Source organism: Mycobacterium dioxanotrophicus (assembly GCF_002157835.1).
Classification (GTDB): domain Bacteria; phylum Actinomycetota; class Actinomycetes; order Mycobacteriales; family Mycobacteriaceae; genus Mycobacterium; species Mycobacterium dioxanotrophicus.
Window position 1 is genome coordinate 2,312,961 of record NZ_CP020809.1, and the last position, 23,383, is coordinate 2,336,343.

Below are 23,383 nucleotides of genomic sequence, written 5' to 3' on the forward strand. Positions count from 1 at the left end.
GATCGCGCATGAACATCAGTTTGTCCACCGGAACCCTGCCCGATCACTACGAGCAGCTGGCCAAGACGGTCCGCGACTTCGCCCAGAGCGTGGTCGCACCGGTGAGCGCCAAGCACGACGAGGAACACTCGTTCCCCTACGAGGTCATCGACGGCATGGCCGACATGGGACTGTTCGGCCTGCCGTTCCCCGAGGAGTACGGCGGCATGGGCGGGGACTACTTCGCGCTGTGCCTCGCGCTCGAGGAACTCGGCAAGGTCGATCAGAGCGTCGCCATCACGCTTGAGGCCGGTGTGTCCCTGGGCGCGATGCCGGTGTACCGCTTCGGCAACGACGCGCAGAAGCAGGAGTGGCTGCCGCTGCTCGCGAGCGGCAAGGCGCTGGGCGCGTTCGGCCTGACCGAGGCCGGCGGCGGCAGCGACGCGGGAGCCACCAAGACCACCGCGAAGCTCGACGGCGACACCTGGGTGATCAACGGCTCCAAGCAGTTCATCACCAACTCCGGCACCGACATCACCAAACTCGTCACGGTCACCGCGGTCACAGGCGAGAAGCCCGGTGGTAAGAAGGAGATTTCGTCGATCCTGGTGCCGGTGCCGACCAAGGGCTTCACGGCCGAACCGGCCTACAACAAGGTCGGCTGGAACGCTTCGGATACGCACCCGCTGAGCTTCGACGATGTCCGGGTGCCCGCGGAGAATCTGCTCGGGGAACGCGGGCGGGGCTACGCCAACTTCCTGCGCGTCCTCGACGAAGGCCGCATCGCGATCGCCGCGCTCTCGGTCGGTGTCGCACAGGGGTGTGTCGACGAATGTGTCAAGTACGCCAAGGAACGTCAGGCCTTCGGCGCGGCGATCGGCACCTACCAGGCCATCGCCTTCAAGATCGCACGCATGGAGGCCCGCGCGCACACCGCCCGGGCCGCCTACTACGACGCCGCCGCACTGATGCTCGCGGGCAAGCCGTTCAAGAAGGCCGCTGCCGTGGCCAAACTGGTCGCCAGTGAGGCCGCGATGGACAACGCCCGCGACGCCACGCAGGTGTTCGGTGGCTACGGCTTCATGAACGAATATCCGGTGGCGCGGCACTACCGCGACAGCAAGATCCTCGAAATCGGTGAGGGCACAACCGAAGTGCAGCTCATGCTGATCGCGCGGGAGGCCGGTCTGTGACCGACAAGAAGACCATAGAGCAGCGTGGGCTGTGGTTCGAGGAGTTCGAGATCGGGGTGCGCTACCTGCACCGGCCGGGCCGGACCATCACCGAGGCCGACAATGTCCTGTTCACCACGCTGACCATGAACACCCAGGCGCTACACCTCGATGCGGCGTTCTCCGATGCGCTGCCGCCGTTCAATGCCAGGCTGGTCAACTCGATGTTCACGTTGTCGACGCTGGTCGGTCTCTCGGTTGCGCAGCTGACCCAGGGCACCATCGTCGGGAATCTCGGGTTCTCCGAAATCGCTTTCCCCAAACCGCTTTTCCACGGTGACACGCTGTACGCCGAGACCGAGATCACCGAGAAACGCGCGTCGAAGAGCCGTCCGGGGGAGGGCATCGTCACGTTGGCACACACCGGGCGCAACCAGCACGGTGACATCGTGGCGACCGCGTCGCGCAAGACGATGGTCCGTATGCGTCCCGCAGAGGAGGCCTAGTGGGCATCGCAAGTGCCGGTCCCGGCTGGCTGTTCTGCCCGGCCGACCGGCCCGAACGATTCGAAAAGGCCGCTGCGGCTGCCGATGTCGTGATCCTCGACCTTGAGGACGGGGTCGCGGCCAAAGACCGCCCCGCCGCGCGGCAGGCGCTGCTCGACACCCGACTGGACCCGGCTCGCACCGTGGTGCGGGTCAACCCGGCCACCACCGCCGACCACCAACTCGACCTCGAGGCCGTGGCCGCGACCGACTACACCACGGTGATGCTGGCCAAATCCGAGCACGTCGACCAGGTGCGCGCGCTGGCGCCATTGGACGTGGTGGTCCTCATCGAGACGCCACTGGGCGCGCTCAACGTCGTCGACCTCGTGCAGGCCGACAACGCGTTCGCGGTGATGTGGGGCGCCGAGGACCTGTTCGCGGTAACCGGTGGCACCGCCAACCGCTGGCCCGACGGCAGTTATCGCGACGTGGCCCAGCACGTCCGATCACAGACGCTGCTGGCGGCCAAGGCGTTCGGCAAGGTGGCGCTCGACTCGGTGTATTTGGACATCAAGGATCTCGACGGACTGCGGGCGGAAGTCGACGACGCGGTCGCGGTCGGTTTCGACGCCAAGGTCGCGATCCATCCATCGCAGGTCGCGGTGATCCGGGCCGGCTATACCCCGACCGATGAGCAGATCGAGTGGGCGCGGGCCGTCCTCGATCGCGTGGCCAGCGAACGCGGTGTCTTCCAGCACGACGGTCTCATGGTCGACGCTCCCGTGCTGCGGCGCGCGGAGCGCATCGCCGCCCTGGCTCCGATGTGATGTCCTGATCCAGACCCTGTGACGAGTGTGCAGCTTGCTGTGGCATTTGCACTCCGTCACGTCGTCGAGCTGCACGCTCGTCACAGCGTCCGCAGCAGACATTGGGGACGGACGACCCGCATGCCGTAGCCGACACGCCTCCAATCCGTTATCAGCGTTGACCGCGACCACATCTGATTCGGGCGCATAATGGCGGTGATGCCCCAGCGCTGCGACGTCCGAGCGATCGTCCAGCTAGCGCCACACCCAGGCGACTAGCTGGCGGCCTCTCACCAGGGGTTTTGTTGGTACCGCCGCCGCGCTGAGCACCTCGCGGACCGACGGCGGAACATGCCGTCACCGAACAGGAGGCGGTATGGCTGAGCCATATGCGACGCCACAGAGCGTCGATCTGGATCCGGTGCGGCTGGTCGAGGCCGACGGGTCACCGACATCCGAGACGCGCTACAGCCGCGATCTGCCGCCCGAAACGCTGAGCTGGCTCTACGAGTCCATGGTCGTCACACGCGACCTGGACACCGAGTTCATCAACCTGCAACGCCAGGGCGAACTCGCGCTGTACGCGTCGTGCCGGGGCCAGGAGGCCGCTCAGATCGGCGCCGCAGCCTGCCTGCGCAAAACCGACTGGCTGTTCCCTCAGTACCGCGAGATCGGTGCCTTCCTGCTGCGCGGCATCACCCCGGGGCAGATCGGTGCGGTGTGGCGGGGTGCCTGGCACGGCGGCCTCGAATTCACCAACCACTGCGTCGCCCCGATCGCGATCGCGATCGGCACCCACGGTCTACACGCGGTGGGTGCGGCAATGGCCGCCGAGCGGCTCGGTGAGGACTCGGTGACGGTCGCCTTCATGGGTGACGGCGCCACCAGCGAGGGCGACGCGCACGAGGCGTTCAACATGGCGTCGGTGTCCAAGGCGCCGTGCGTGTTCTTCATCCAGAACAATCAGTGGGCCATCTCCGTCCCGGTCGGCCACCAAATGGCGGGACCGTCCATCGCCCACCGGGCCGTCGGCTACGGCATGCCCGGTATCCGCGTCGACGGCAACGACGTGCTGGCCTGTTACGCGGTGATGGCCGAGGCTGCCGAACGTGCGCGCCACGGTGGCGGCCCCACGCTGATCGAGGCCGTCACCTACCGGATGGGTCCGCACACCACATCCGACGACCCGACCCGCTACCGGTCCGCCGACGAGGTGCAGGACTGGCTGGCCCGCGATCCGATCGCCCGCTACCGCACCTATCTGGAATCCGTGGGGGTGTTCAGTGAGCGCCTGCAAGAGCGGGTTGCCGCGCGGTCGCACCGGCTGTGCGCCGAGCTGCGCGACGCCATCGTCGGTGGAGCTGATCACGACCCCGCCGAGTTGTTCGACACCGTCTATGCCGAGATCACGCCGGAGCTCGCGCGGCAACGCGACGAGCTGTTGGCGGAGTTGGCGAAGGAGGCGTGAACGATGACACCGCGGACGCGAGGAGCAAAATGACTCAGATCATTGACCGGCCCGCCGCGCAAGGTGATTCGCACGAGCCATGGGGACCGATCCTCCGGCCGGTGCCGGCGACCACCGAACTCACGATGGTGCAGGCGATCAACCGTGCGCTGCACGATGCGATGGCGGCCGACGATCACGTGCTGGTGTTCGGCGAGGATGTCGCCACCCTGGGCGGGGTATTCCGGGTGACCGAGGGTTTGACCGAAACCTTCGGTGCAGACCGGTGTTTCGATACGCCGCTGGCCGAGTCGGCCATCGTCGGCCTGGCGATCGGCATGGCGATCCGCGGGTTCACCCCGGTGCCGGAGATCCAGTTCGACGGCTTCAGCTACCCGGCCTTCGATCAGATCGTCAGTCACCTGGCCAAGTACCGGATGCGTACCCACGGCGACGTCAATCTGGGTGTGACCATCCGCATCCCGTCGTTCGGCGGGATCGGTGCGGTGGAGCACCATTCCGAATCCACCGAGAGTTACTGGCTGCATACCGCCGGTCTCAAGGTGGTCGTGCCCGCCACACCGTCGGATGCGTACTGGCTGTTGCGGCACTCCATTTCCTGTCCGGACCCGGTCATCTACCTGGAACCCAAGCGTCGGTACTGGGCGCGCGAAACCGTCGACACGGCCACCCCTGGGCTGCCTCTCGGGCGGTCGGCGGTGCGGCGCACCGGAACCGACGTCACGGTGCTCACCTACGGCGGGTTGGTCGCCACCGCACTGAGCGCCGCGGATCTGGCCGCCGAACGTGGCTGGAGCCTGGAGGTCGTCGATCTGCGGACGCTCAACCCGCTGGATTTCGACACGATCGCCGACTCGGTGCGCCGGACCGGGCGTGCCGTGGTGATGCACGAGGGTCCACGCACCCTCGGGTTCGGGTCAGAGCTGGCCGCCCGCATCTCAGAGGAACTGTTCTACGACCTCGAGGCACCGGTATTGCGCGCCACCGGTTTTGACACGCCGTATCCGCCGGCCCGGCTGGAGAAGCTGTGGTTGCCCGGGGTGGACCGGCTGCTCGATTGCGTCGAGCGTGCGATGGCCCAGCCGTGAACCGGGAATTCCTGGTTCCCGATCTCGGGGAAGGGCTTCAGGACGCCACCATCACCGGCTGGAACGTGGCCATCGGCGACACGGTCGCGTTGAACCAGACGCTGTGTACGGTCGAGACCAACAAGGCCGAGGTCGAGATTCCCAGCCCCTATGCGGGGCAGGTGCTCGAACTCGGCGGGGCGCCAGGCGAGACGTTGGCCGTCGGCGCGTTGCTGGCGAGGATCGAGACCAGCGAATCCGCCCCGGCAAGCACTCCGACGAACGGCACCGGCACGACACGTAAGGCCGTCCTGGTCGGCTACGGCACTGACGATTCGATGGATGCCAGCCGGCGCCGGGCCCCCGCGCCGGAATCCGGACGGCCGCGGGCGAAACCGCCGGTGCGTAAGCTGGCCGCCGAACTGCACGTCGACCTCACCGCGCTGGCCCCGGGATCCGGTCCCGAGGGCATCATCACCCGCGACGATGTGCTTGCGGCGGCCGACGGCGCCGAACTACTCGACGTGCGCGGCGTGCAGGCCGAGATGGCACGACGAATGATGCTGGCCCACAGTGAGATACCGGATGCGCACGCGAGCGTCGAGGTGGATTGCACTGCGCTGCTTGCGCTGCGGGACCGGATCGTCGCCGCGGACAAGGAACTGCCCGTCACGCCGTTTGTCCTCACGCTGCGGATGTTGGTGATCGCTCTGCGCCGGCATCCGATCCTGAACTCGACGTGGGTGGCCACCGACGAACGTCCCCGCATCCATCAGCACCCCGCCGTGCACCTCGGGTTCGGCGTCGCCGCACCGCGGGGCCTGCTGGTGCCCGTCGTCGCCAATGCCCAGCGTCTCACCACACGAGAACTGGCCCAGACGGTTTCGCGACTCATCGACGGTGCGCGGGCCGGATCGCTGACGCCGCAGCAACTCACAGGATCGACATTCACGGTGTCGAACTACGGTGCGCTCGGGCTCGACGACGGAGTTCCGGTGATCAACTTCCCGGAGGCGGCGATTCTCGGCATGGGGTCGCTCAAGCCGCGGCCGGTGGTCGTCGATGGAGCCGTGACGGCCCGTCCGACGATGACCTTGACGTGTGCCTTCGACCACCGGATCGCCGACGGGGCGCAAGCGGCCGCGTTTCTGCTCGAGCTGCGGGGCCTGATCGAGACGCCGGAGCTGGCGCTGCTCGACCTGTAGACCGCGCTACTTGCGCTTCGCTGCCGCCAACCGACTGGCGAATTCGGGTGATTCGATGGAGGCTGCCTGCGGTCCCAGTTCGGTGTCGACGGCGATCCGATGCTGCTCGATGTCGATGGCACCCGGGTTGGCGGTGGCCCGCATCGACGCCTTGGTGGCGATGACGACGTCTCGCGGTGCCGCTGCGGGGCCCGCCGCGAGTTCCCTGGCCGCACCCACCGGATCGCCAGAGATGCTCAGCGCCAGGCCGTGGCGCACCGCCGAGTCGGCGTCGAACCGCATTCCGAACAGCAGCGCGGCCCGTGCCACCTGGGGTCCGACCGCTCGTTGCAGCATCCAGGTGGCGCCCCCGCCGGGATGGATGCCGAGTTTCTGGAAGCGAGGATCGAACAGTGCCGCGGGCCCGGCGATCCGGACATCCGCGGCCAACGCCAGGTTCAGGCCTGCCCCGACAGCGGCACCGTTCACCGCCGCGATGGTGGGCAACGTGCAGTGCGCGACGGCCAGGAAACCGTCGTAGATCTTGCGCAAACCGTCCTCGGTGGCGGCGCCCAGAGCGGTCAGATCAGCCCCGGCGCAGAAGGCTTTACCGGCCCCGGTGACGATGACGGCGTGCACGCCCGGGTCGGCTTCGGCGGTATCGACGGCTGCCCGCAGGGCCGCCGACATCTCGAACGTCACCGCGTTGCGGCGATCGGGGTCGTTGACGGTGATGAGCGCGATGCGGTCGGTGATATCGAGCAGCACGGATTCGGCCATGGCGTGAGCGTAGCCCTTGTGCACCCCGAGTAGTCGACGCCGGAGGTTCCTACCCGATAATGAAACGATGTTGGCCGACAACGACGTCCGCGTCGCGGATGGAATTTCCTGACCGTGTTGGACACGAATCACCACCGCGAAGCGGAAACCACGCCGTGGCACGAGCGCCCTACTGCGGTCGCGCTGGCGGGTCTCGGCGGGATTGTCGCGATAGTGGCATTGATCGTGGCGGTTGTCATGACCGCGCAGCACTCCAGCGAGCCACCCGCACCTGTCGACTCGCCGGGATCGACCACTGCCGCAACGTCGCCGACGCCGTCACGCACGTCATCGACGAGCTCGTCGTACCCGCGCCCGTCGGGCGTGGTGGCCACATCCGATACCCCGCCACCGCCGCCGGTCGAGGCTCCACCGCCGGTGGAAGAGGCGCCGGCGACGACCACCGCTCCCGCCACGACCACGATGTCGAACCCCTACCAGACCACGACAGCGCCCAACGGCGCCGCGTTCTGACGTCAGCTCAGCCGAACCCGATACCGATCCCGCCCCAGGGGCCGGAGTCATCGGGTTCGTTCGGGCACGAAACATCCACGTACACAGTGGTATTGGCTGGCACGGTGCCGGGGGAGCGGTCGGGGTTGTGCACCGCGGTGACCCTGCAGCGTGAGAGGGGCTCGTTGCTCACACCGCTGACCCAGTTGATCTGGACGTTGTAGCCCTGGGCGGTGAGATCGGCGATGGTGTCGGCGGCCGACTGGGTACCTGCGCGAGGGTCAGCAGCAGCGCCGGCGGCGTAGCCGAGCGAGATGCCAAGGGTGGCAGCGATTATCGCGAACAGAGCGCGTTTCGGTCGAACCGACATCGCGGCCTCCCGACAGCTGGACTGCGTATGCGCTATCCAGCATAAACGTTCGGGCAGCGTCCGGATATCACCGAACGCTGCCCGAATGTGTCATGGGGCCGGCGGTGCGCCGGGCGGCGGCGGGATCTCCGGTGCGCCCGGGGCCGGTGGCGGCCCTGCGGGATTCGCGGGGTCCGGCAGATTCTCGCCGAGGCCCTGCGGAATGTTGGTCCCCGGTGGCGGTGCGGTACCCGGAAGAGGTTCGCCCAGTTGCTCTTTGGGCACCTGGCCGAGCATGCCGCCATGCAGGTTGCCGTTGCGGTAGAGCGTGTGGATCCCTCGCAGCCAGTCGAGCCCGGAGATGTCAGCGTTCTCCTGACCCGGAGCGACGCCGACGACGGTGCCCTGGCCGGGTGCCGACGGTTTCTCGTTCTGCGGGAAGAAGTTCCCGTTGTTGAACGCCCGGAGGTTTGGCGCGTTGGTGGGCGGCCCCGCGCCGGGCGCCGAAGGAACCGTGTACTGCCCGAGCAGGGCGCCCGGGCTCATGTCGATTCCGTTGGGAAGGCCCAGTTTGCCGGGTGCCGACTCATCGCCATTCTGGGCCAGAACCGACAGCCCGTTCGGCCCGAGCGGTGCACCGACGATCGGAACCTCTGGTCCGGGCGGGGGTGGCGGCTCGGGGGCCGGGGCCGGGGCGGCCACCGCGGGAGGACCGGGAACGTCCGGTGGCGGTGCCGGGTCGGCGGCGGCGGTTGCCGAGCAGGCAACCGCCGCGCCGACCGCGAACAGCCCGGCTGCGGCGAGGGTGGCCATGGTGTTCTTGACCGAGTTCTCGCTCATGCCTTCGTGTTTCGCTTTCACTCAGGTCGTCAGACGGCTTTGGTGACGCCGTAGTAGGCGACGACGTCGTCGGTGTCGGTGGTGGAGCTGGTGAGGGTGGCATACGAGCGGAGGAAGGATTGTCCGACGCAGCCGTCGACTTTGATGTGGACGTCTTTGAGGGTGACGCGTACGGGGGCGGCTTTGAAGGATTTCTTGTCCACTGAGACGTTGGTGACGGTGCCGGGTTTGGGGTGGATTTCCAGGGTGCCTGAGAGGGGCATGCTCACGCCGGTGGGGATGATGCCGGCCAGGGTGGATCCGGAGGTGCTCAGGCCGATCGACCCAATAAGGCGGACCTGGCCCAGTTCGATGCCGCAGCCGATTTGGTAGCCGGTGTCGAGCGTGCCGCCGGTGAGGGTGGTGGAGCCGCCGCCGGTGACGGTGCCGGTGAAGGTGCCGGCGACCAGGTATTCGCGGGAGGACGCGGCGGTGGTCAGCGGGGCGATGGGCAGTTGGCTTTCGTTGCTGGCGGCGACGGTGAGTTTCCAGCCGTCGGGGGTGGTGACGACGCCGGGTTCGGCGGAGGCGACCAGGCCGTTGTCCGGTGGGGGGCCGTCGGCGGCGGGTCGGCCGGTGGTGGGGTGGTGGGTCGGCGGCGGCGAGGGGCGCCACGGCGACCGGGGCCAACAGGGCCACTGCTGCCAGGGTGGCGAGACGATTCAACATGCGGGAACTTGTGCCTCTCGTGGGTGTCGAAACCGGGCAGGGATCGGTGGATGTCATCGGTGTCGTGGGGGCCGGTGTTTAGACGGCCTTGGTCACGCCGAGGTAGGTGACGACGTCGTCGGTGTTGTCGGTGGAGCTGGTCAGTGTCGAGTAGGTGCGGATGAACGATTGTCCGGCGCACTGGTCGAATTTGATGCGCACTCCGGTGATGGTGACGCGGGTTCCCTTGCCCTTGAACGACTTTTTGTCGATGGGGACGATGGTGACGGTGCCGGGTTTGAGGTACACCTTGCCTTGCAGGCTGATACCGGTGCCGGCGTTGATGTCGCTGGCGGATCCGGTGAAGGGGATTTTGATGCCGGGGGTGAAGCTGATGCCGGGGTTGATTTCGGTTTCGTCGGTGATGATGCCGCAGCCGATCTGGGCGCCGGCTTCCAGGGTGCCGCCGGTGAGTTTGGTTTTGCCCGAGCCGGTGACGTTGCCGGTGAAGGTGCCGCCGACGAGGTATTCGCGGGAGGACACCGCGGTGGTCAGCGGGGCGACGGGAGCAGGGTTTCGTTGGATCCGACGACGGTGACGTGCCAGCCGTCGGGGTGTCGAGGACTCCGGGGGTGAGGAGGGCACGGCGCCGGTGTCGGCCGGGGTGGTGGTGGGCGGCGGCGTCGGCGACGGGGCGGCGGGATCCGGTGGTGGGGGCGGGTCGGCCGACGCGAGGGGCGTCACCGCTACCGGGGCCAACATGCACACAGCAGCCAGGGTGGCGAAACGATTCAACATGCGGGTTTATGCGCCTCTCGTGGTTGAAATCCGGGGAACGACATGATGCTTCGGATCCCGGTACTGCCGGGGATCTGTCGCGTCGAATCATGGACGGGTCGAGTTTCGAAACGGTGAACGAGCGGCCAACAATTCGGGCCTCGTTCCCATCTAGTGGGCATCCCGCAACACCCCTCCGCCAGCCAGGCAACAGATATATAAGGAACAGCGCAGTTAGAAGGAAGGTCTACCGGCGGCCGTCGGAGTTCGACACCCGCGGCACGGGATGGATGGCATCTCGATTTGATCGGTTACCCGACTGTTCACCTTTTGGACATGTGAACCACCGACCGTGAGGGAGTCCGGGGGGTAGGGCTGACGTGTCGATGACGCGCGGACGCCGAATGTGGGCAAATTGTCAACGGATTGACGGAGGAAGCTTTGAGGTCGTCTCAGGTGTACGAGAGAGGGTTTGCGGCGCTGCTCATTGCGTTCGGCATTGGGTTGGCCGGCATGCCCGCTGCCGTCGCGGACCCTGGAGATGCGTCGGGTGCCCCGGGACCCGCGGCTCCCGCCGTTCCCGAGCTGCCTCCGGTCACCGCGGGTGCGCCGGCCGCGGGTCCGGTGTCCATGCCCGTCGCCACGACGGATGACCCTGGCGCGCCCGCCGTCGCGGCCTGCTCGCAGTTCGCCAACGCGCTGGACTCCGCGTCGACGTATTACGGCGACTTCGCCGATTCGATCGAAGGTCTGGAGCGTCCTGACTACGGGGACCCGACCATCAGTACCACCAACACCAGCGGTCGGACCGCCCTGCGCGAAGCAGCCGCGACGGCGATGAGTGCCGCTGGGACACCGGGACTTTCGCCGGACATCGCCAACCCGATGCGGTCATGGTCCTTCGGGGCCACGAAGCTGCTGCTGAAAATGGGGCTGCGCACCGGCGGCCAATCGCTGAATGACACGGCCACGCAACTCAACAACGACGCCACCAATGCTCAGATGGCCTGCGCTGCCGCGGGCACGCACGCCTGACGGCGTTCATCCAACACACGCTTCTCCGCCGGCATTCGCCACGTTCGACACGTACTCACCCAGCGCGCTCACGCGCGCCTTCAGCAAGGACAACCGTGATCCGGCTTGCGATTTCGTTGCTCATGCTCGTGCTGCTGGCAACAGGTTGTGCCGGCAACGGCGACAAGACCCAAGGCCCGCCGAAGGACGTGCCCGCGTCCGCGCTTGAGGGGCTGCTGCTCAGCACCGACCAGATCAACGCGCTCATGGGAACCCAAGGGATGGTGGCGCACCCGCCGGTCACCGAAATGGGTGACCATCGCAACCTGCTGCCCAATCTGAACTGCTTGGGCGCGTGGCAGGTTGACGAGTCGGCCATCTACGGCACCAAGTGGACCGCCATGCGGCAGGTGCTGCTGCGTGCGCCCGACACCGATGACTGGAACAACCTGGTGGTGCAGTCGGTGGTCATCTTCCCGTCGACGCAGGACGCCACCGACTTCCTCAACCAATCCGCGGACCGCTGGTCGAAATGCACCAACCACCATGTGAACATCACCCTCAACGGGCAACCTCTGCCCAGGTGGACGAGCGGCGACCTCACCAAGACCGATTCCGAGCTCACCATGCCGTTCACCCGCGTCAACGGCGACCAGACCCGGGCCTGTCAGCGCGCCCTGGCCGCCGCCTCCAACCTGGTCATGGACATTCAGGCCTGCAAGCCGGACGGCTCGTCGGTCACCCAGGCCGCTGACATCGTCGACAAGATCAAGGCCGCGATGCCTCGATGAGCGGTGGCTCACGACCAGGCAACGGGTAGTCTGAGTCACGCAGCTGGTTTGTCGACACAGGCCCAGGCCCGTGCCGACATCGAACGCCGCACGCTCAGACAGGTGCGACGTGAGAGGGAACCCGGTGGGAATCCGGGACTGTCCCGCAGCGGTATGCAGGAACGACCGCCGTCATCAGCACTGGCACGCAGGTAACTGCGGCTGGGAAGCGACGGCCACTAGGTGCACGAGATCTCGTGCGAGCCTGCGAGTCCGAAGACCTGCCAGCCGTACCGGGCGCGCCGCGCCCGGTGGTTCATCGCCTCGCGGAATGGGCAGTGGCCGAACGCGGCTCGCTCGTGGCGGGCGACCGTGCTCGGCTCGACGCCTCCTGGCGGTGACCATCCCGTCGCACGCCCAAGGACGCCGTCATGAGCACAACCGCTTCACCTTTCACCGCCACCATTCTCGGGTCGCCGCGCATCGGCCCGAACCGCGAACTCAAGCGCGCGGTCGAAAAATACTGGGCGGGCCGCATCGACCGCGCAGAACTCGATTCCGTCGCCGCCACCCTGCGTCGCGACACCTGGTCATCGCTCGTCGCGGCGGGGCTGGACTCCGTCCCGGTCAACACCTTCTCCTACTACGACCAGGTGCTCGACACCGCCGTGCTCGTCGGTGCACTACCGGTCCGAGTGGCCGGCGTAGCTGACGACCTGGACCGCTACTTCGCGGCCGCGCGGGGCAACGACGAGATCGCGCCGCTGGAGATGACGAAGTGGTTCGACACCAACTACCACTACATCGTCCCGGAGATCGGGCCGGGCACCGCCTTCGAACTCAACCCGGCCAAGGTGCTCGGCGAGGTGGAAGAGGCTGCTGCGCAAGGCGTTCCGGCGCGGCCGGTGATCATCGGGCCGATCACGTTCTTGGCGCTGTCGAAGGCCGTGAACGGTGGCACCACCCCCATCGGCCGGCTCGACGAGCTCGTCGCGGTGTACGCCGAACTGCTGGAGTTGCTCGCCGACAAGGGCGTCCCCTGGGTGCAGCTCGACGAGCCCATCCTGGTGACCGACATCCTGCCCGACGCACCAGAGCTGACCGAGCGCACCTATGCCCGGCTCGGTGCGCTGACCACCCGGCCTGCGTTGTTCGTCGCCACGTACTTCGGTGAGCTCACCGATGCTCTCCCGGCGTTGGCCCGCACTCCGATCGAGGCGATCGGTTTCGACCTGAGCGCCGGAGACTCGGCACCCGTCGCCGCCGTGCCGGAACTCGCCGACAAGCTGCTGGTGGCCGGCGTCGTCGACGGACGCAACATCTGGCGCACCGACCTCGACGCTGCCCTCGGCAAACTGGTCGGGATGCTGGAAAGCGCTGGTGCAGTGGCCGTCTCGACGTCATGCTCGACGCTGCACGTGCCGTACACCCTCGAGGCCGAGGACGGCATCGACGCGGCATTGCGCAGTTGGCTGGCATTCGGGGCCGAGAAGGTCCGCGAGGTGGCCGCCCTGGCCCGCGGGCTGAAGAACGGACGTGAGGCCATCGCCGCGGAGATCGCGGCGTCCGACGCCGCGATCGCATCGCGCACCGCCGATCCACGGCTCGACAACGGCCAGATCCGGGCGCGTATCTCGTCCCTTCTCGCGTCGGGCGCCAAGCGTGCTCCCGCCGACGAGCGCCGGGTGGTGCAGCAGGACCGGTTGAAACTGCCGGCCCTGCCCACCACGACGATCGGGTCCTACCCGCAGACCTCGGCCATTCGGGTGGCGCGCGCGGACCTGCGGTCCGGCAAGATCGACGCGGCGGAGTACGAGCGCCGCATGAAGGCCGAGATCGCCGGCGTCATCGCATTGCAGGAGCAGCTGGGCCTGGACGTCCTCGTGCACGGCGAACCTGAGCGCAACGACATGGTGCAGTACTTCGCCGAGCAGCTCGACGGGTTCTTCGCAACCCAGAACGGCTGGGTGCAGTCCTACGGCAGCCGGTGCGTACGCCCGCCGATCCTGTACGGCGATGTGGCCCGGCCCAATCCGATGACGGTCGAGTGGATCACGTTTGCGCAGTCGCTGACCGACAAGCCGGTCAAGGGCATGCTGACCGGTCCGGTGACCATCCTGGCCTGGTCGTTCGTCCGCGACGACCAACCGCTCGCCCAGACCGCGGCTCAAGTGGCCCTGGCGATCCGGGACGAGATGGTCGATCTGCAGTCTGCGGGCATCGCGATCATCCAGGTCGACGAGCCTGCGCTGCGCGAGCTGCTGCCGTTGCGGTCGAAAGACAAGGAGGCTTATCTGCGGTGGGCCGTCGAGGCGTTCCGGCTGTCGACCTCAGGTGTTGCCGACTCGACCCAGATCCATACGCACCTCTGCTATTCGGAGTTCGGTGAAGTGATCGGCGCGATCGCCGACCTGGATGCCGACGTGACATCCATCGAGGCAGCACGTTCGCACATGGAGGTGCTCGCCGACCTCAACGATGTCGGATTCGCGAACAGTGTCGGCCCCGGCGTTTACGACATCCACTCGCCGCGGGTGCCCGGAGTCGACGAGATCACGACATCACTGCGTGAGGCACTGGAGTCCGTTCCCGCAGAACGCCTCTGGGTGAACCCCGACTGCGGCCTCAAGACCCGGACCACGCCGGAGGTGATGGCTTCGCTGCGGCACATGGTCGCTGCGGCCGCGGCGCTGCGATCGAGCTGATTCGGACCTGCCGGCCGTCGTGTCGCCGCTGAACACGTTCGTCGGCGGCACGGCGGCCGGGCAGTCACGTGCGACCCTAGAGGGTGCCCGAATACGGCAGATTGCTACTGGTCTGTGGATCTATCTGAACGGGGCGACCCACGTACGGGAAGGCCCGTTGCGGGCAGGCGGGGCGGTCGCAGATCCGGCAGCCGGCACCGATCGGCACCGTCGCCTCGGGATCGTCGAGATCGACGCCCACCGAGTACACCAGCTTGTGCGCATGCGCGAGATCGCAACCCAGGCCGATCGCAAAACTCTTGGGAGTACCGAGGTATCGGCTCGGTGTCGACGTCGAGGTCTTGGCGATCCAGAAGTAGCTACGGCCGTCGGGCATCTGGGCCACCTGCGTCAGGAATTGCCCCGGTCGGGAAAAGGCGTGATGCACCACCCACAGCGGACAGTTCCCGCCCACCCGAGAGAAGTGGAATGCCGTCGCGGACTGTCGTTTTGAAATGTTCCCGGCGCTGTCGGTGCGGACGAAGATGAACGGGACGCCGCGCGCGTCCGGCCGCTGCAGCGTCGAAAGACGATGACAGACGGTTTCGAATCCGACTTCGAATCGCCGCGCGAGTTGGTCGATGTCGTACCGGAGTTCCTCGGCGGCCGACAACACCATCCGGTACGGCAAGAGTAGGGCGCCTGCGAAATAATTCGCCAGCCCGATCCGTGCCACATCCCTTGACTCAGAACTCAACTGGTCATCGGTGGCGACGATGGCATCGATGAGATCTGAGTGGGACAGCAACGCGATCTGCGTCGCCAGCTGGAATGCCCGCTGACCCGGCAGCAGCCATCGCGCCACGTGAAGGGTGCGGGCATCGCCCTGGTACCGGCGTTTTACGTTGGGGCCCAAGATCCCGCCGTCGTCGACCACCACGGTGATGCCGAACTTGGCGGACAGCAGCTCGGCCAGCTGGCTGTCGAGCCCGCCGATGTGCAAGCGGTGCGTGGCGAACAGCTCCTCGGCCGCGCGGTCGAGCGCGTCGATGTGGTTGCGACGGTCGTAGAAGAAGTCGCGTACCTCCTCGAAGGGCATGGGTTGCTGGGTGCCGGTCTGGACATCGAGGCTCGTCCGGTCGTGCATCGCCTCCAATTCGGCGGTGGCGTCGTGCAGGCGCCGATGCAGACTCACCATGGTTTGGGCGGCGTCGGGCATCCGGGCGACGAGCTCTTCGATCTGCGCGGCCGTCGCGTCGACGAGGATTTCGCGGAGGTCGGAAACCAGTCGCGCGTCGGCGTCGGGTGCGAAGTAGTGCGTCGGCAGGTCGAATCGTTCGGAGAGCGCGAGCAGTACGGGGACGGTGATCGGACGCTGGTCGTTCTCCAGCTGGTTCACGTAGCTGGTGGACAGGCCGAGCGCGCGTGCCAGCGCGACCTGCGTGAGGCCTTGCTCGTCTCGGAGCCGTCTGAGTCGGGCGCCCGCGAATGTCTTCGCCACCGCCCTCAGGCTACCGCGAAGCCCTTACACAACATTCGCAAAATTCGTCTGCCAAGGACACAAAATTACGCATTTACAGGTACTTTTCTGAGTTCAGCGCCCTGCGTACCGTGCGGATCATGCTTGTTCACGACGTCCGCACCCGGCGCAGTGCCGAGGACTTTCCCCGCAACGAACACCTCGCCTGGAAAATCGCCCAGGTTGCCGCCGACCCGGTTGACGTGCCGCCGGAGACCGAGGCGATGGTGATCAACCGCATCATCGACAACGCCGCAGTATCAGCCGCATCGGTGATCCGCCGGCCCGTCACCGTCGCGCGGACCCAGGCCCTGGCCCACCAGACCCGCCAGGGTGCTGCGGTGTTCGGCGTCGACGGCACGGTGTCGGCGGAATGGGCGGCCTGGGCCAACGGAGTGGCGGTGCGGGAGTTGGATTTCCACGACACCTTCCTCGCCGCCGAGTACTCGCATCCCGGTGACAACATCCCGGCACTGGTGGCCGTTGCTCAGCAGCTCGGGGTGCGCGGAGCGGACCTGATCCGCGGTATCGCGACGGCCTACGAGGTGCAGGTCGACCTGGTGAAGGGAATTTGCCTGCACGAGCACAAGATCGACCATGTCGCCCATCTCGGACCGTCGGTGGCCGCCGGTCTCGGCACCATGCTGCGGCTGGACCCGGAGACCATCTACGCAGCCGTCGGCCAGGCCCTGCACCTGACCACCGCCACCCGCCAATCCCGTAAGGGTCTGATCTCCAGCTGGAAGGCGTATGCGCCGGCGTGGGCGGGCAAGGTCGCCATCGAAGCGGTTGATCGCGCGATGCGCGGCGAGGGTTCGCCGGCCCCGATCTGGGAGGGCGAGGACGGCGTGATCGCCTGGCTGCTGTCGGGCCCTGCACACACCTACCGGGTGCCGTTGCCCGGTCCCGGCGAGCCCAAGCGCGCCATCCTGGACACCTACACCAAAGAACATTCCGCGGAGTATCAGAGCCAGGCGCCGATCGACCTGGCGCGCCGGATGCGCGAGCGCATCGGCGATCTCGACCAGATCTCGTCCATCACGCTGCACACGAGCCACCACACCCACGTGGTGATCGGCACCGGATCGGGCGATCCGCAGAAGTTCGATCCCGACGCCTCCCGCGAGACCCTGGATCACTCGGTGATGTACATCTTCGCCGTCGCGCTGCAGGACGGGACCTGGCATCACGAGCGATCCTATGCCCCCGAACGGGCACACCGGCCCGACACCGTCGAACTGTGGCGCAAGATCAGCACGGTCGAGGATCCGGAGTGGACACGGCGCTACCACTCCACCGACCCCGCCGAAAAAGCGTTCGGGGCACGGGCCGTGGTGACACTGAAGAACGGCGAGACGATCGTCGACGAACTCGCCGTCGCCGACGCGCATCCGCTGGGCGCACGGCCCTTCGAACGCGAGCAGTACGTGGCCAAGTTCGCCGAGCTTGCCGACGGTGTGGTGGAACCTGAAGAACAACAACGGTTCCTGTCTGCCGTCGACGGCATCGCCAAAATCAAGCCGGGCGGCCTGAACGCACTCAACGTGCGGGTCGATGCGCGGGTGCTGGAGAAGGCGCCGACGGTGCCCTCGGGGATTTTCCAATGAGCGGCCTGCTGGCATCGGCGAGTTCGGCAGCCGAGAAACGGGCGTGCTTTCGCGCCGGCCTGGAATCCGGGAAACTGCAACGCTTTCCAGGCGCGTTCTCGCCGCTGGTGGCCAAGCTGGTCACGGAGATCGGATTCGAGGGCGTGTATGTCTCGGGCGCGGTGCTTTCGGCCGACCTGGGGTTGCCCGACATCGGCCTGACCACGTTGACCGAAGTCACCCTACGTGGGGCACAGATCGCGTCGGTGACGGATCTGCCCACGCTGATCGATGCCGACACCGGGTTCGGTGAACCGATGAGTGCGGCGCGCACCGTCACGCAACTCGAAGACAGCGGTCTCGCCGGGCTGCACCTGGAGGATCAGGTCAATCCGAAACGGTGCGGTCACCTCGACGGCAAGGCCGTCGTCGAGACCGCCGAGATGGTCAAGCGGTTGCGGGCCGCGGTGGCGGCCCGGCGTGACCCGAACTTCGTGATCTGCGCGCGCACCGATGCCGCGGGACTCGAGGGGATGTCCGCGGCCATCGACCGGGCCAAGGCCTATGCAGATGCCGGTGCCGATCTGATCTTCACCGAAGCACTCGGCACGCCCGACGAATTCGAGCAGTTCCGCGCCGCCGTCGACACCCCGCTGCTGGCCAATATGACCGAGTTCGGCAAGTCCGAACTGCTGACCGCGCGTCAGCTGGCCGACATCGGCTACAACATGGTCATCTATCCGGTCACCACCTTGCGGCTGGCGATGTACGCCGTCGAGGCAGGTCTACGCGAAATCGATGCCGCGGGTACTCAATCCGGCCTGCTCGACCGGATGCAGCATCGCAGCAGGCTTTACGAGCTGCTGCGCTACCCCGAGTACAGCCAATTCGACTCCGACGTCTACAACTTCTCGCTGCAAGGGACAACGCGGTGACTGGCACAGAGAGCAAGCCCAAGGTCTACAAGGGACTGGCGGGAGTGGTGGTCGATACCACCGCCATCTCCAAGGTGGTGCCCGAGACCAACACGTTGACCTATCGCGGGTACCCCGTGCAGGATCTCGCCGCGCACTGCAGTTTCGAACAGGTGGCGCATCTGCTCTGGCACGGTGAACTACCCTCGGATCGGGAGTTGGCCCTGTTCGAGCAGCGGGAGCGGGCATCCCGGCGGTTGAACCGCTCGCTGCTGTCGCTGGTGGACAAGCTCCCGGACAACTGCCACCCGATGGACGTGGTGCGGACCGCCATCAGCTATCTCGGCGCCGAGGACCCCGACGAAGACGACAGCAGTGCCGCTGCCAACTATGCCAAGTCACTCCGGATGTTCGCGATGCTGCCGACGATCGTGGCAGCCGACATGCGCAGGCGGCGCGGGCTTGAGCCGATCGGCCCGCAGTCACGCCTGGGTTACTCCGAGAACTTCCTGAACATGTGCTTCGGGGACGTCCCTGATCCCGTGGTCGTCAAGGCCTTCGAGCAGTCGATGATCCTCTACGCCGAACACAGTTTCAACGCGTCGACCTTCGCGGCCCGCGTGGTCACCTCGACGCAGTCCGACATCTACAGTGCGGTGACCGCGGCGATCGGGGCGCTCAAGGGATCCCTGCACGGTGGGGCCAACGAAGCGGTCATGCACGACATGTTGGAGATCGGCTCCGCCGATCGCGCGGCGGATTGGTTGCACGACAAGCTGTCCCGGAAGAAGAAGGTGATGGGCTTCGGTCATCGGGTGTACCGCAACGGTGACTCCCGGGTGCCGACCATGAAGACGGCTCTGCAGCAGGTCGCCGCCGTCCGTGACGGGCAGCGGTGGCTCGACATCTATGAGCGGCTCGAGCAGGACATGCGTGCCGCCACCGGGATTGCGCCGAATCTGGACTTCCCGACCGGCCCGGCGTATCACCTGATGGGCTTCGACATTCCCAGCTTCACACCGATCTTCGTGATGAGCCGGATCACCGGATGGACCGCCCACATCATCGAGCAAGCCGGCTCCAACGCCCTGATCCGGCCGCTGAGCGAATACAGCGGTCAGCCGCAGCGCGCACTGTCGTGAGGGCTGAAATCCGGTAATCGCCGATACCGGGCCCACGGGGGCAGCATAATCTCGGCGTGAAGGACACCGATGTGCTGATCGCCGGAGCGGGGCCGATCGGCATGAGCGCCGCGATCGAACTGGCCCGCAACGGTATCGGATGTCGTATCGTCGACCCGCTGCTGGAACCGCCGCAGTATGCGAAAGCCGTTGGCATCCAGCCCCGTACGCTGGAACTGTTCGAGCGGATGGGTGTGCTGCGGCAGATCCTCGACGCTGCTGTCCAGCTGCGTGGTCAACTCGTCTATGTGAACGGTGAGCAGGTCGGGCGGCTGGACCTGACCCTTCCTGACGATGTGCCCTTTCAATTCATCGGGCTACCGCAGTACGCCACCGAACGCATCCTCGGCGAGGAGTTGACTTCCCGCGGCGTCGCGGTAGAAAGGGGCCTGCGACTGACCGGATTCGAGCAGGACGCCGACGGTGTCACCGCGACACTGACGGACGCCGCCGGGAACCGGCAGAGCGTGCGGACACACTATCTGGTGGGCGCGGACGGTGCACATTCGTTGGTGCGCAAGCAACTTGGTCTGACATTCGAGGGCGCGGCGTTCGATGAACAGTACATGCTCGGCGATGTCGAGGTGGACTGGTCCATGCCGCCCGGATACACCGTGCGGGCCATGCACCAGACCGCCGGTCAGACCGACGATCTGCTGGTCTGCATTCCGCTGCCGGGCCGCAAGCGTTACCGGATGTCGATGCTGGTTCCCGATGAACTCGCCGTCGCGCCGAACGGTGATGTGCAGCACGGGTTTCAGGGGCAGCGCACCCCGGAGCTGGCTCACCTCCAGGCGGTGCTGGACCGGCTCGCACCGGAGCCCACCACCGCGAGGAACCTGCGGTGGTCGTCGGTGTTCCGGATCAGCCATCGCATCGTCGACGCCTACGGCCGCGGCCGGGTGTTCGTGGCCGGCGACGCGGCACACATCCATCCGCCGACCGGGGCGCAGGGCATGAACACCGGCATTCAGGATGCGCAGAATCTGGCATGGAAACTCGCACTGGCGGTGTCAGGCGTTGCGGCCGAGGGGTTGTTGGACAGCTATGACGCCGAACGGCGCCCGGTGGGGGAGGAGGTGGTCGGCCGCACCGTCCGTCACGCCCGGCAGGGCATCGGTGCGGACTCCGCCGATCCCGACCAGGTCATGCGACGTGAGGCGCAATTGCTGATCGACTACGGAGGCAGTCCGATCGTCAGCACCGGCGACGACGCTTCGATACCGCGACCCGGCACCCGGGCCCCCGATGCGAGCGGTTTGACGCGCGAGGCGGTCGTACCCCCGCAACGGCTGTTCACGTTGCTGGCCGGGCCCCGGCACACGCTGCTCTGTTATGTCGGGCCGCGGTGCGACGACGACGTCATCGCTGCGATCGAGCAGGTGGTCGCCGACGCCGCAGAGGCCTGCCACGGACTCGTCGACGCGTACCTGATCGCCCACCCCGATGCGGCTGCGCAGACTACGATCCTGCCGCTGGTCTGGGACAGCGCAGGGGGTTTCGCACGCGCCTACGCGGCGGCGGACCCAACCATGTACGTCGTCCGACCGGACGGCTATGTCGGTTACGTGTCACGTGGTCGGGTGGACGGTGCAGCCCTGGTCGCCCATCTCAAGCTCACCTTCCGGTGAGCACTTCTGTGAGCCGCCCGCGATGAGTTCTCCGGCCATCGCGGGTCACAGTCACATCGACTACTGACCGATCGGGAGTGAACGCGTGGTGCAACTGCTCAAAGTTCAGAATTTCAACGTCTCCAGCGACGGTTTCGGCGCCGGTGAGAATCAGAGCCGCGAGCGGCCGTTCGGCCATGCCGACCCCGCAACCATGTTTTCCTGGGCCGGCGCCACGGCCAGTTGGCCCAATCGCACGGACCCGGGAGGCAGTCGCGGTCTGGACGACTACATGACCCGCGACTTCGCCAACAACATCGGCGCAGAAATCATGGGCCGCAACAAGTTCAGCCCGTACCGCGGACCGTGGGAGAACCATGACTGGCAGGGCTGGTGGGGCGAGCAGCCGCCGTTCCACACCCCGGTTTTCGTCATGACCCACTACCAGCGGCCGTCGTTGCGCCTCTCCGACACCACGTTCCACTTCGTCGACGCCGACCCGGCCACCGTGCTGGATCAGGCACGCAATGCCGCGCAAGGCAAGGATGTGCGACTCGGTGGCGGTGCCGCCACCATCCGACAGTTCCTCGATGCCGACCTCGTCGACACGCTGCACGTGGCGGTGTCCCCGATCGAGTTGGGTGGCGGCTCCCGCCTGTGGTGCGCACCGGAGGAGTTGGACGACCGGTTCCACCACGACATCGTGCCGAGCCCCAGTGGCGTCACCCACCATTTGTTCTGGCGCAGATGACGAGCTTGCTGACTAATCGATGGTGATGACGTAGGTGCCGTCGTCGTCGCGGGTGACCGCGGCGTCGTTCGTGTCGACCCAGAGGCTGGGGCTACCGGGCTCACCCAGATAGGCGTTCTGCACCGTGCCGCCGGGCTGCATGTACACGGCCCACTGCTGTCCCGAACCCAACGCCGACAGCGTCACCACCGCGGTGCCGTCAGCGCGGCGGATTTCCAGGGTGTGGGCGTTGAAGTCCTCTTCGGACAGCTTCGCCTCATCCTCGTCGAGGTCGTACTCGTCGTCGGGGTCCAGTCCATTGGCATGCACGGGTGGGCACGCTACCCGGTCGGGAGCGTTGGCTCTACGCGTCTTCCGCCAGTTCCGAGTCGACGTCGACCTCTGATGCGATGACGGTGTCGGCCGGGGCGGCGCGCTCCCACACCACCGCGCCCACACACGCCGTCAACACCCACCCGATGCCGCTGACCCCGCACCACGTCATCAAGGCCATCGCCACGCCGATCGGGCCGAAGCCCTCCCACCCGCGCAGCAACGGCGGGAACGCGACCCGGGCGGCGAGCGGCAGAGCGATTCCGTTGATGAGCACTCCACCGAGTCCGGTGAGGGCGAGGTACCGCATGCCCCGCGCGCCGTCGCGGACGAGCAGAACCGGTGTGAGCGACCAGAAGATCCACACCGGCACCAGCGCGATCATGAACAGCAGCGGCCGGAACGAACCGGGGTGGTCGTGGTCGAGCGCGATCAGCCCGCGCACGGCGAGCATGGTCAGATACAGCACGAACCAGATGACGCCGCGCAGCAGCCGTTGCCCCAGCCCGAACTGTTCCCGGCGCCAGGCCTTGGCGAAGATGCTGGCGATGGTGATGGACATCGGGATTCCCCAGACCAGGAACCCGGCGACCCCGATGAACGTCCAACTCGACCGGAATGCCGAGGAGTCCCCGAACGCCGCGCGCACCCGGTCGGTCAGCGGGCTCACCAGGCCCACCTCGCGGCTGAAAACGACGCCCGGGCTGGCGTTTTCGGCGAAGCCGGCGAAGTAGTCGAATCCGATGATCATCAAGGGGATGACCGTGGTGAACAACTGGACCGACACGAGTGTGCCCAGCGTCCCGCCGTCGATCTCGCGATAGCGGGAGGCGACCGCCGCGGTCAGGCCCTCCTTGCGGAGTTCGGCCAACTGCCGGTAGCGCTGCGCGAGCCGCTGACGAACGTCATCTCGTTTCGGGGGTGTGCTCATGTCAGAGCGAGATTCTCGCGCA

21 protein-coding genes, 2 pseudogenes and 1 riboswitch are annotated in these 23,383 nt (G+C 66.8%); of the genes and pseudogenes, 15 read left to right on the forward strand and 8 right to left on the reverse strand.

What is annotated here, in order from left to right:
* The first annotated feature begins 8 nt into the window (after positions 1–8).
* From BTO20_RS11145 to BTO20_RS11170, 6 genes are all read left to right on the forward strand, one after another.
* The gene (locus tag BTO20_RS11145) at positions 9–1,172 is read left to right on the forward strand and encodes an acyl-CoA dehydrogenase family protein (protein WP_087075831.1); all 1,164 of its coding nucleotides are present in this window, start codon (positions 9–11) and stop codon (positions 1,170–1,172) included.
* Positions 1,169–1,657 (forward strand): MaoC family dehydratase, encoded by a 489-nt coding sequence (locus tag BTO20_RS11150; RefSeq protein ID WP_087075833.1) that lies wholly within the window; start codon positions 1,169–1,171, stop codon positions 1,655–1,657. The genes BTO20_RS11145 and BTO20_RS11150 overlap by 4 nt, the downstream gene beginning before the upstream one ends.
* Positions 1,657–2,466 (forward strand): HpcH/HpaI aldolase/citrate lyase family protein, encoded by an 810-nt coding sequence (locus BTO20_RS11155; RefSeq protein WP_087075834.1) that lies wholly within the window; start codon positions 1,657–1,659, stop codon positions 2,464–2,466. The genes BTO20_RS11150 and BTO20_RS11155 overlap by 1 nt, the downstream gene beginning before the upstream one ends.
* A 355-nt stretch (positions 2,467–2,821) precedes the next feature.
* Positions 2,822–3,913 carry a pyruvate dehydrogenase (acetyl-transferring) E1 component subunit alpha gene (gene pdhA, locus BTO20_RS11160; RefSeq protein WP_087075836.1) on the forward strand — a complete coding sequence of 364 codons (1,092 nt, stop codon included), beginning with the start codon at positions 2,822–2,824 and terminating at the stop codon, positions 3,911–3,913.
* A 29-nt stretch (positions 3,914–3,942) separates the two neighbouring features.
* Positions 3,943–5,001 (forward strand): alpha-ketoacid dehydrogenase subunit beta, encoded by a 1,059-nt coding sequence (locus BTO20_RS11165; protein WP_087081947.1) that lies wholly within the window; start codon positions 3,943–3,945, stop codon positions 4,999–5,001.
* Entirely contained in the window at positions 4,998–6,185 is a 1,188-nt protein-coding gene (locus BTO20_RS11170) for a dihydrolipoamide acetyltransferase family protein (protein ID WP_087075838.1), read from the forward strand. The genes BTO20_RS11165 and BTO20_RS11170 overlap by 4 nt, the downstream gene beginning before the upstream one ends.
* 6 nt (positions 6,186–6,191) lie before the next feature.
* Here the strand turns inward: BTO20_RS11170 and BTO20_RS11175 are convergent, their stop codons facing one another.
* Positions 6,192–6,944, reverse strand: a complete 753-nt coding sequence (locus tag BTO20_RS11175; RefSeq protein ID WP_087075841.1) for an enoyl-CoA hydratase — start codon at positions 6,942–6,944, stop codon at positions 6,192–6,194.
* A 114-nt stretch (positions 6,945–7,058) separates the two neighbouring features.
* Here BTO20_RS11175 and BTO20_RS39250 point away from each other — a divergent pair, with 114 nt between their 5' ends.
* Positions 7,059–7,457 (forward strand): hypothetical protein, encoded by a 399-nt coding sequence (locus tag BTO20_RS39250; protein ID WP_157680184.1) that lies wholly within the window; start codon positions 7,059–7,061, stop codon positions 7,455–7,457.
* A 7-nt stretch (positions 7,458–7,464) separates the two neighbouring features.
* Here BTO20_RS39250 and BTO20_RS11185 read toward each other — a convergent pair whose 3' ends face one another.
* From BTO20_RS11185 to BTO20_RS11200, 4 genes and pseudogenes are all read right to left on the reverse strand, one after another.
* Positions 7,465–7,806, reverse strand: coding sequence for a hypothetical protein (locus tag BTO20_RS11185; RefSeq protein ID WP_087075845.1), 342 nt, complete (start codon positions 7,804–7,806; stop codon positions 7,465–7,467).
* A 90-nt stretch (positions 7,807–7,896) separates the two neighbouring features.
* The gene (locus BTO20_RS11190) at positions 7,897–8,625 is read right to left on the reverse strand and encodes a hypothetical protein (RefSeq protein ID WP_087075848.1); all 729 of its coding nucleotides are present in this window, start codon (positions 8,623–8,625) and stop codon (positions 7,897–7,899) included.
* Between the two features lie 29 nt (positions 8,626–8,654).
* Positions 8,655–9,333: pseudogene (locus BTO20_RS11195) on the reverse strand (MspA family porin).
* Positions 9,334–9,411: 78 nt separating this feature from the next.
* Positions 9,412–10,110 (reverse strand): annotated as a pseudogene (locus BTO20_RS11200) (MspA family porin).
* A 492-nt stretch (positions 10,111–10,602) separates the two neighbouring features.
* Between BTO20_RS11200 and BTO20_RS11205 the strand changes: the two are divergent.
* From BTO20_RS11205 to metE, 3 genes are all read left to right on the forward strand, one after another.
* Positions 10,603–11,124 (forward strand): hypothetical protein, encoded by a 522-nt coding sequence (locus BTO20_RS11205; protein WP_232491107.1) that lies wholly within the window; start codon positions 10,603–10,605, stop codon positions 11,122–11,124.
* Positions 11,125–11,219: 95 nt separating this feature from the next.
* Positions 11,220–11,894: a sensor domain-containing protein gene (locus BTO20_RS11210; protein WP_087075852.1), complete on the forward strand. Its 675-nt coding sequence runs from the start codon at positions 11,220–11,222 to the stop codon at positions 11,892–11,894.
* Positions 11,895–11,977: 83 nt separating this feature from the next.
* A riboswitch (cobalamin riboswitch) is annotated at positions 11,978–12,176 on the forward strand.
* Between the two features lie 128 nt (positions 12,177–12,304).
* Positions 12,305–14,578: a 5-methyltetrahydropteroyltriglutamate--homocysteine S-methyltransferase gene (metE, locus tag BTO20_RS11215; RefSeq protein ID WP_087075854.1), complete on the forward strand. Its 2,274-nt coding sequence runs from the start codon at positions 12,305–12,307 to the stop codon at positions 14,576–14,578.
* 76 nt (positions 14,579–14,654) lie between these two features.
* Here metE and BTO20_RS11220 read toward each other — a convergent pair whose 3' ends face one another.
* Positions 14,655–16,067 carry a short-chain fatty acyl-CoA regulator family protein gene (locus BTO20_RS11220; protein WP_198344497.1) on the reverse strand — a complete coding sequence of 471 codons (1,413 nt, stop codon included), beginning with the start codon at positions 16,065–16,067 and terminating at the stop codon, positions 14,655–14,657.
* A 110-nt stretch (positions 16,068–16,177) separates the two neighbouring features.
* On the opposite strand from BTO20_RS11220, the gene prpD reads away from it, so the two are divergent.
* The 5 genes from prpD (at position 16,178) to BTO20_RS11245 (ending at position 22,118) form a co-directional block, all read left to right on the forward strand.
* Complete coding sequence (prpD, locus tag BTO20_RS11225) at positions 16,178–17,683, forward strand: 2-methylcitrate dehydratase PrpD (RefSeq protein WP_198344336.1); 1,506 nt, start codon at positions 16,178–16,180, stop codon at positions 17,681–17,683.
* Positions 17,680–18,597: a methylisocitrate lyase gene (prpB, locus tag BTO20_RS11230; protein ID WP_087075860.1), complete on the forward strand. Its 918-nt coding sequence runs from the start codon at positions 17,680–17,682 to the stop codon at positions 18,595–18,597. The genes prpD and prpB overlap by 4 nt, the downstream gene beginning before the upstream one ends.
* Positions 18,594–19,718 (forward strand): bifunctional 2-methylcitrate synthase/citrate synthase, encoded by a 1,125-nt coding sequence (locus BTO20_RS11235; protein ID WP_087075863.1) that lies wholly within the window; start codon positions 18,594–18,596, stop codon positions 19,716–19,718. The genes prpB and BTO20_RS11235 overlap by 4 nt, the downstream gene beginning before the upstream one ends.
* A 56-nt stretch (positions 19,719–19,774) precedes the next feature.
* Complete coding sequence (locus BTO20_RS11240; RefSeq protein ID WP_087075865.1) at positions 19,775–21,388, forward strand: FAD-dependent monooxygenase; 1,614 nt, start codon at positions 19,775–19,777, stop codon at positions 21,386–21,388.
* Between the two features lie 85 nt (positions 21,389–21,473).
* Positions 21,474–22,118, forward strand: coding sequence for a dihydrofolate reductase family protein (locus BTO20_RS11245; RefSeq protein WP_087075868.1), 645 nt, complete (start codon positions 21,474–21,476; stop codon positions 22,116–22,118).
* Between the two features lie 12 nt (positions 22,119–22,130).
* On the opposite strand, the gene BTO20_RS11250 is transcribed toward BTO20_RS11245, so the two are convergent.
* Positions 22,131–22,427 carry a hypothetical protein gene (locus tag BTO20_RS11250; RefSeq protein WP_087075870.1) on the reverse strand — a complete coding sequence of 99 codons (297 nt, stop codon included), beginning with the start codon at positions 22,425–22,427 and terminating at the stop codon, positions 22,131–22,133.
* Positions 22,428–22,461: 34 nt separating this feature from the next.
* Positions 22,462–23,361, reverse strand: a complete 900-nt coding sequence (locus BTO20_RS11255; RefSeq protein ID WP_087075872.1) for a hypothetical protein — start codon at positions 23,359–23,361, stop codon at positions 22,462–22,464.
* Between the last annotated feature and the right edge of the window lie 22 nt (positions 23,362–23,383).

Coding starts and splice junctions, on each gene's coding strand:
- metE (WP_087075854.1), top strand. CDS start 12,305: ATGAGCACAACCGCTTCACCTTTCACCGCCACCATTCTCGGGTCGCCG.
- prpB (WP_087075860.1), top strand. CDS start 17,680: ATGAGCGGCCTGCTGGCATCGGCGAGTTCGGCAGCCGAGAAACGGGCG.
- BTO20_RS11145 (WP_087075831.1), top strand. CDS start 9: ATGAACATCAGTTTGTCCACCGGAACCCTGCCCGATCACTACGAGCAG.
- prpD (WP_198344336.1), top strand. CDS start 16,178: ATGCTTGTTCACGACGTCCGCACCCGGCGCAGTGCCGAGGACTTTCCC.
- BTO20_RS11185 (WP_087075845.1), bottom strand. CDS start 7,806: ATGTCGGTTCGACCGAAACGCGCTCTGTTCGCGATAATCGCTGCCACC.
- pdhA (WP_087075836.1), top strand. CDS start 2,822: ATGGCTGAGCCATATGCGACGCCACAGAGCGTCGATCTGGATCCGGTG.
- BTO20_RS11255 (WP_087075872.1), bottom strand. CDS start 23,361: ATGAGCACACCCCCGAAACGAGATGACGTTCGTCAGCGGCTCGCGCAG.
- BTO20_RS11165 (WP_087081947.1), top strand. CDS start 3,943: ATGACTCAGATCATTGACCGGCCCGCCGCGCAAGGTGATTCGCACGAG.
- BTO20_RS11190 (WP_087075848.1), bottom strand. CDS start 8,625: ATGAGCGAGAACTCGGTCAAGAACACCATGGCCACCCTCGCCGCAGCC.
- BTO20_RS11205 (WP_232491107.1), top strand. CDS start 10,603: ATGCCCGCTGCCGTCGCGGACCCTGGAGATGCGTCGGGTGCCCCGGGA.
- BTO20_RS11175 (WP_087075841.1), bottom strand. CDS start 6,944: ATGGCCGAATCCGTGCTGCTCGATATCACCGACCGCATCGCGCTCATC.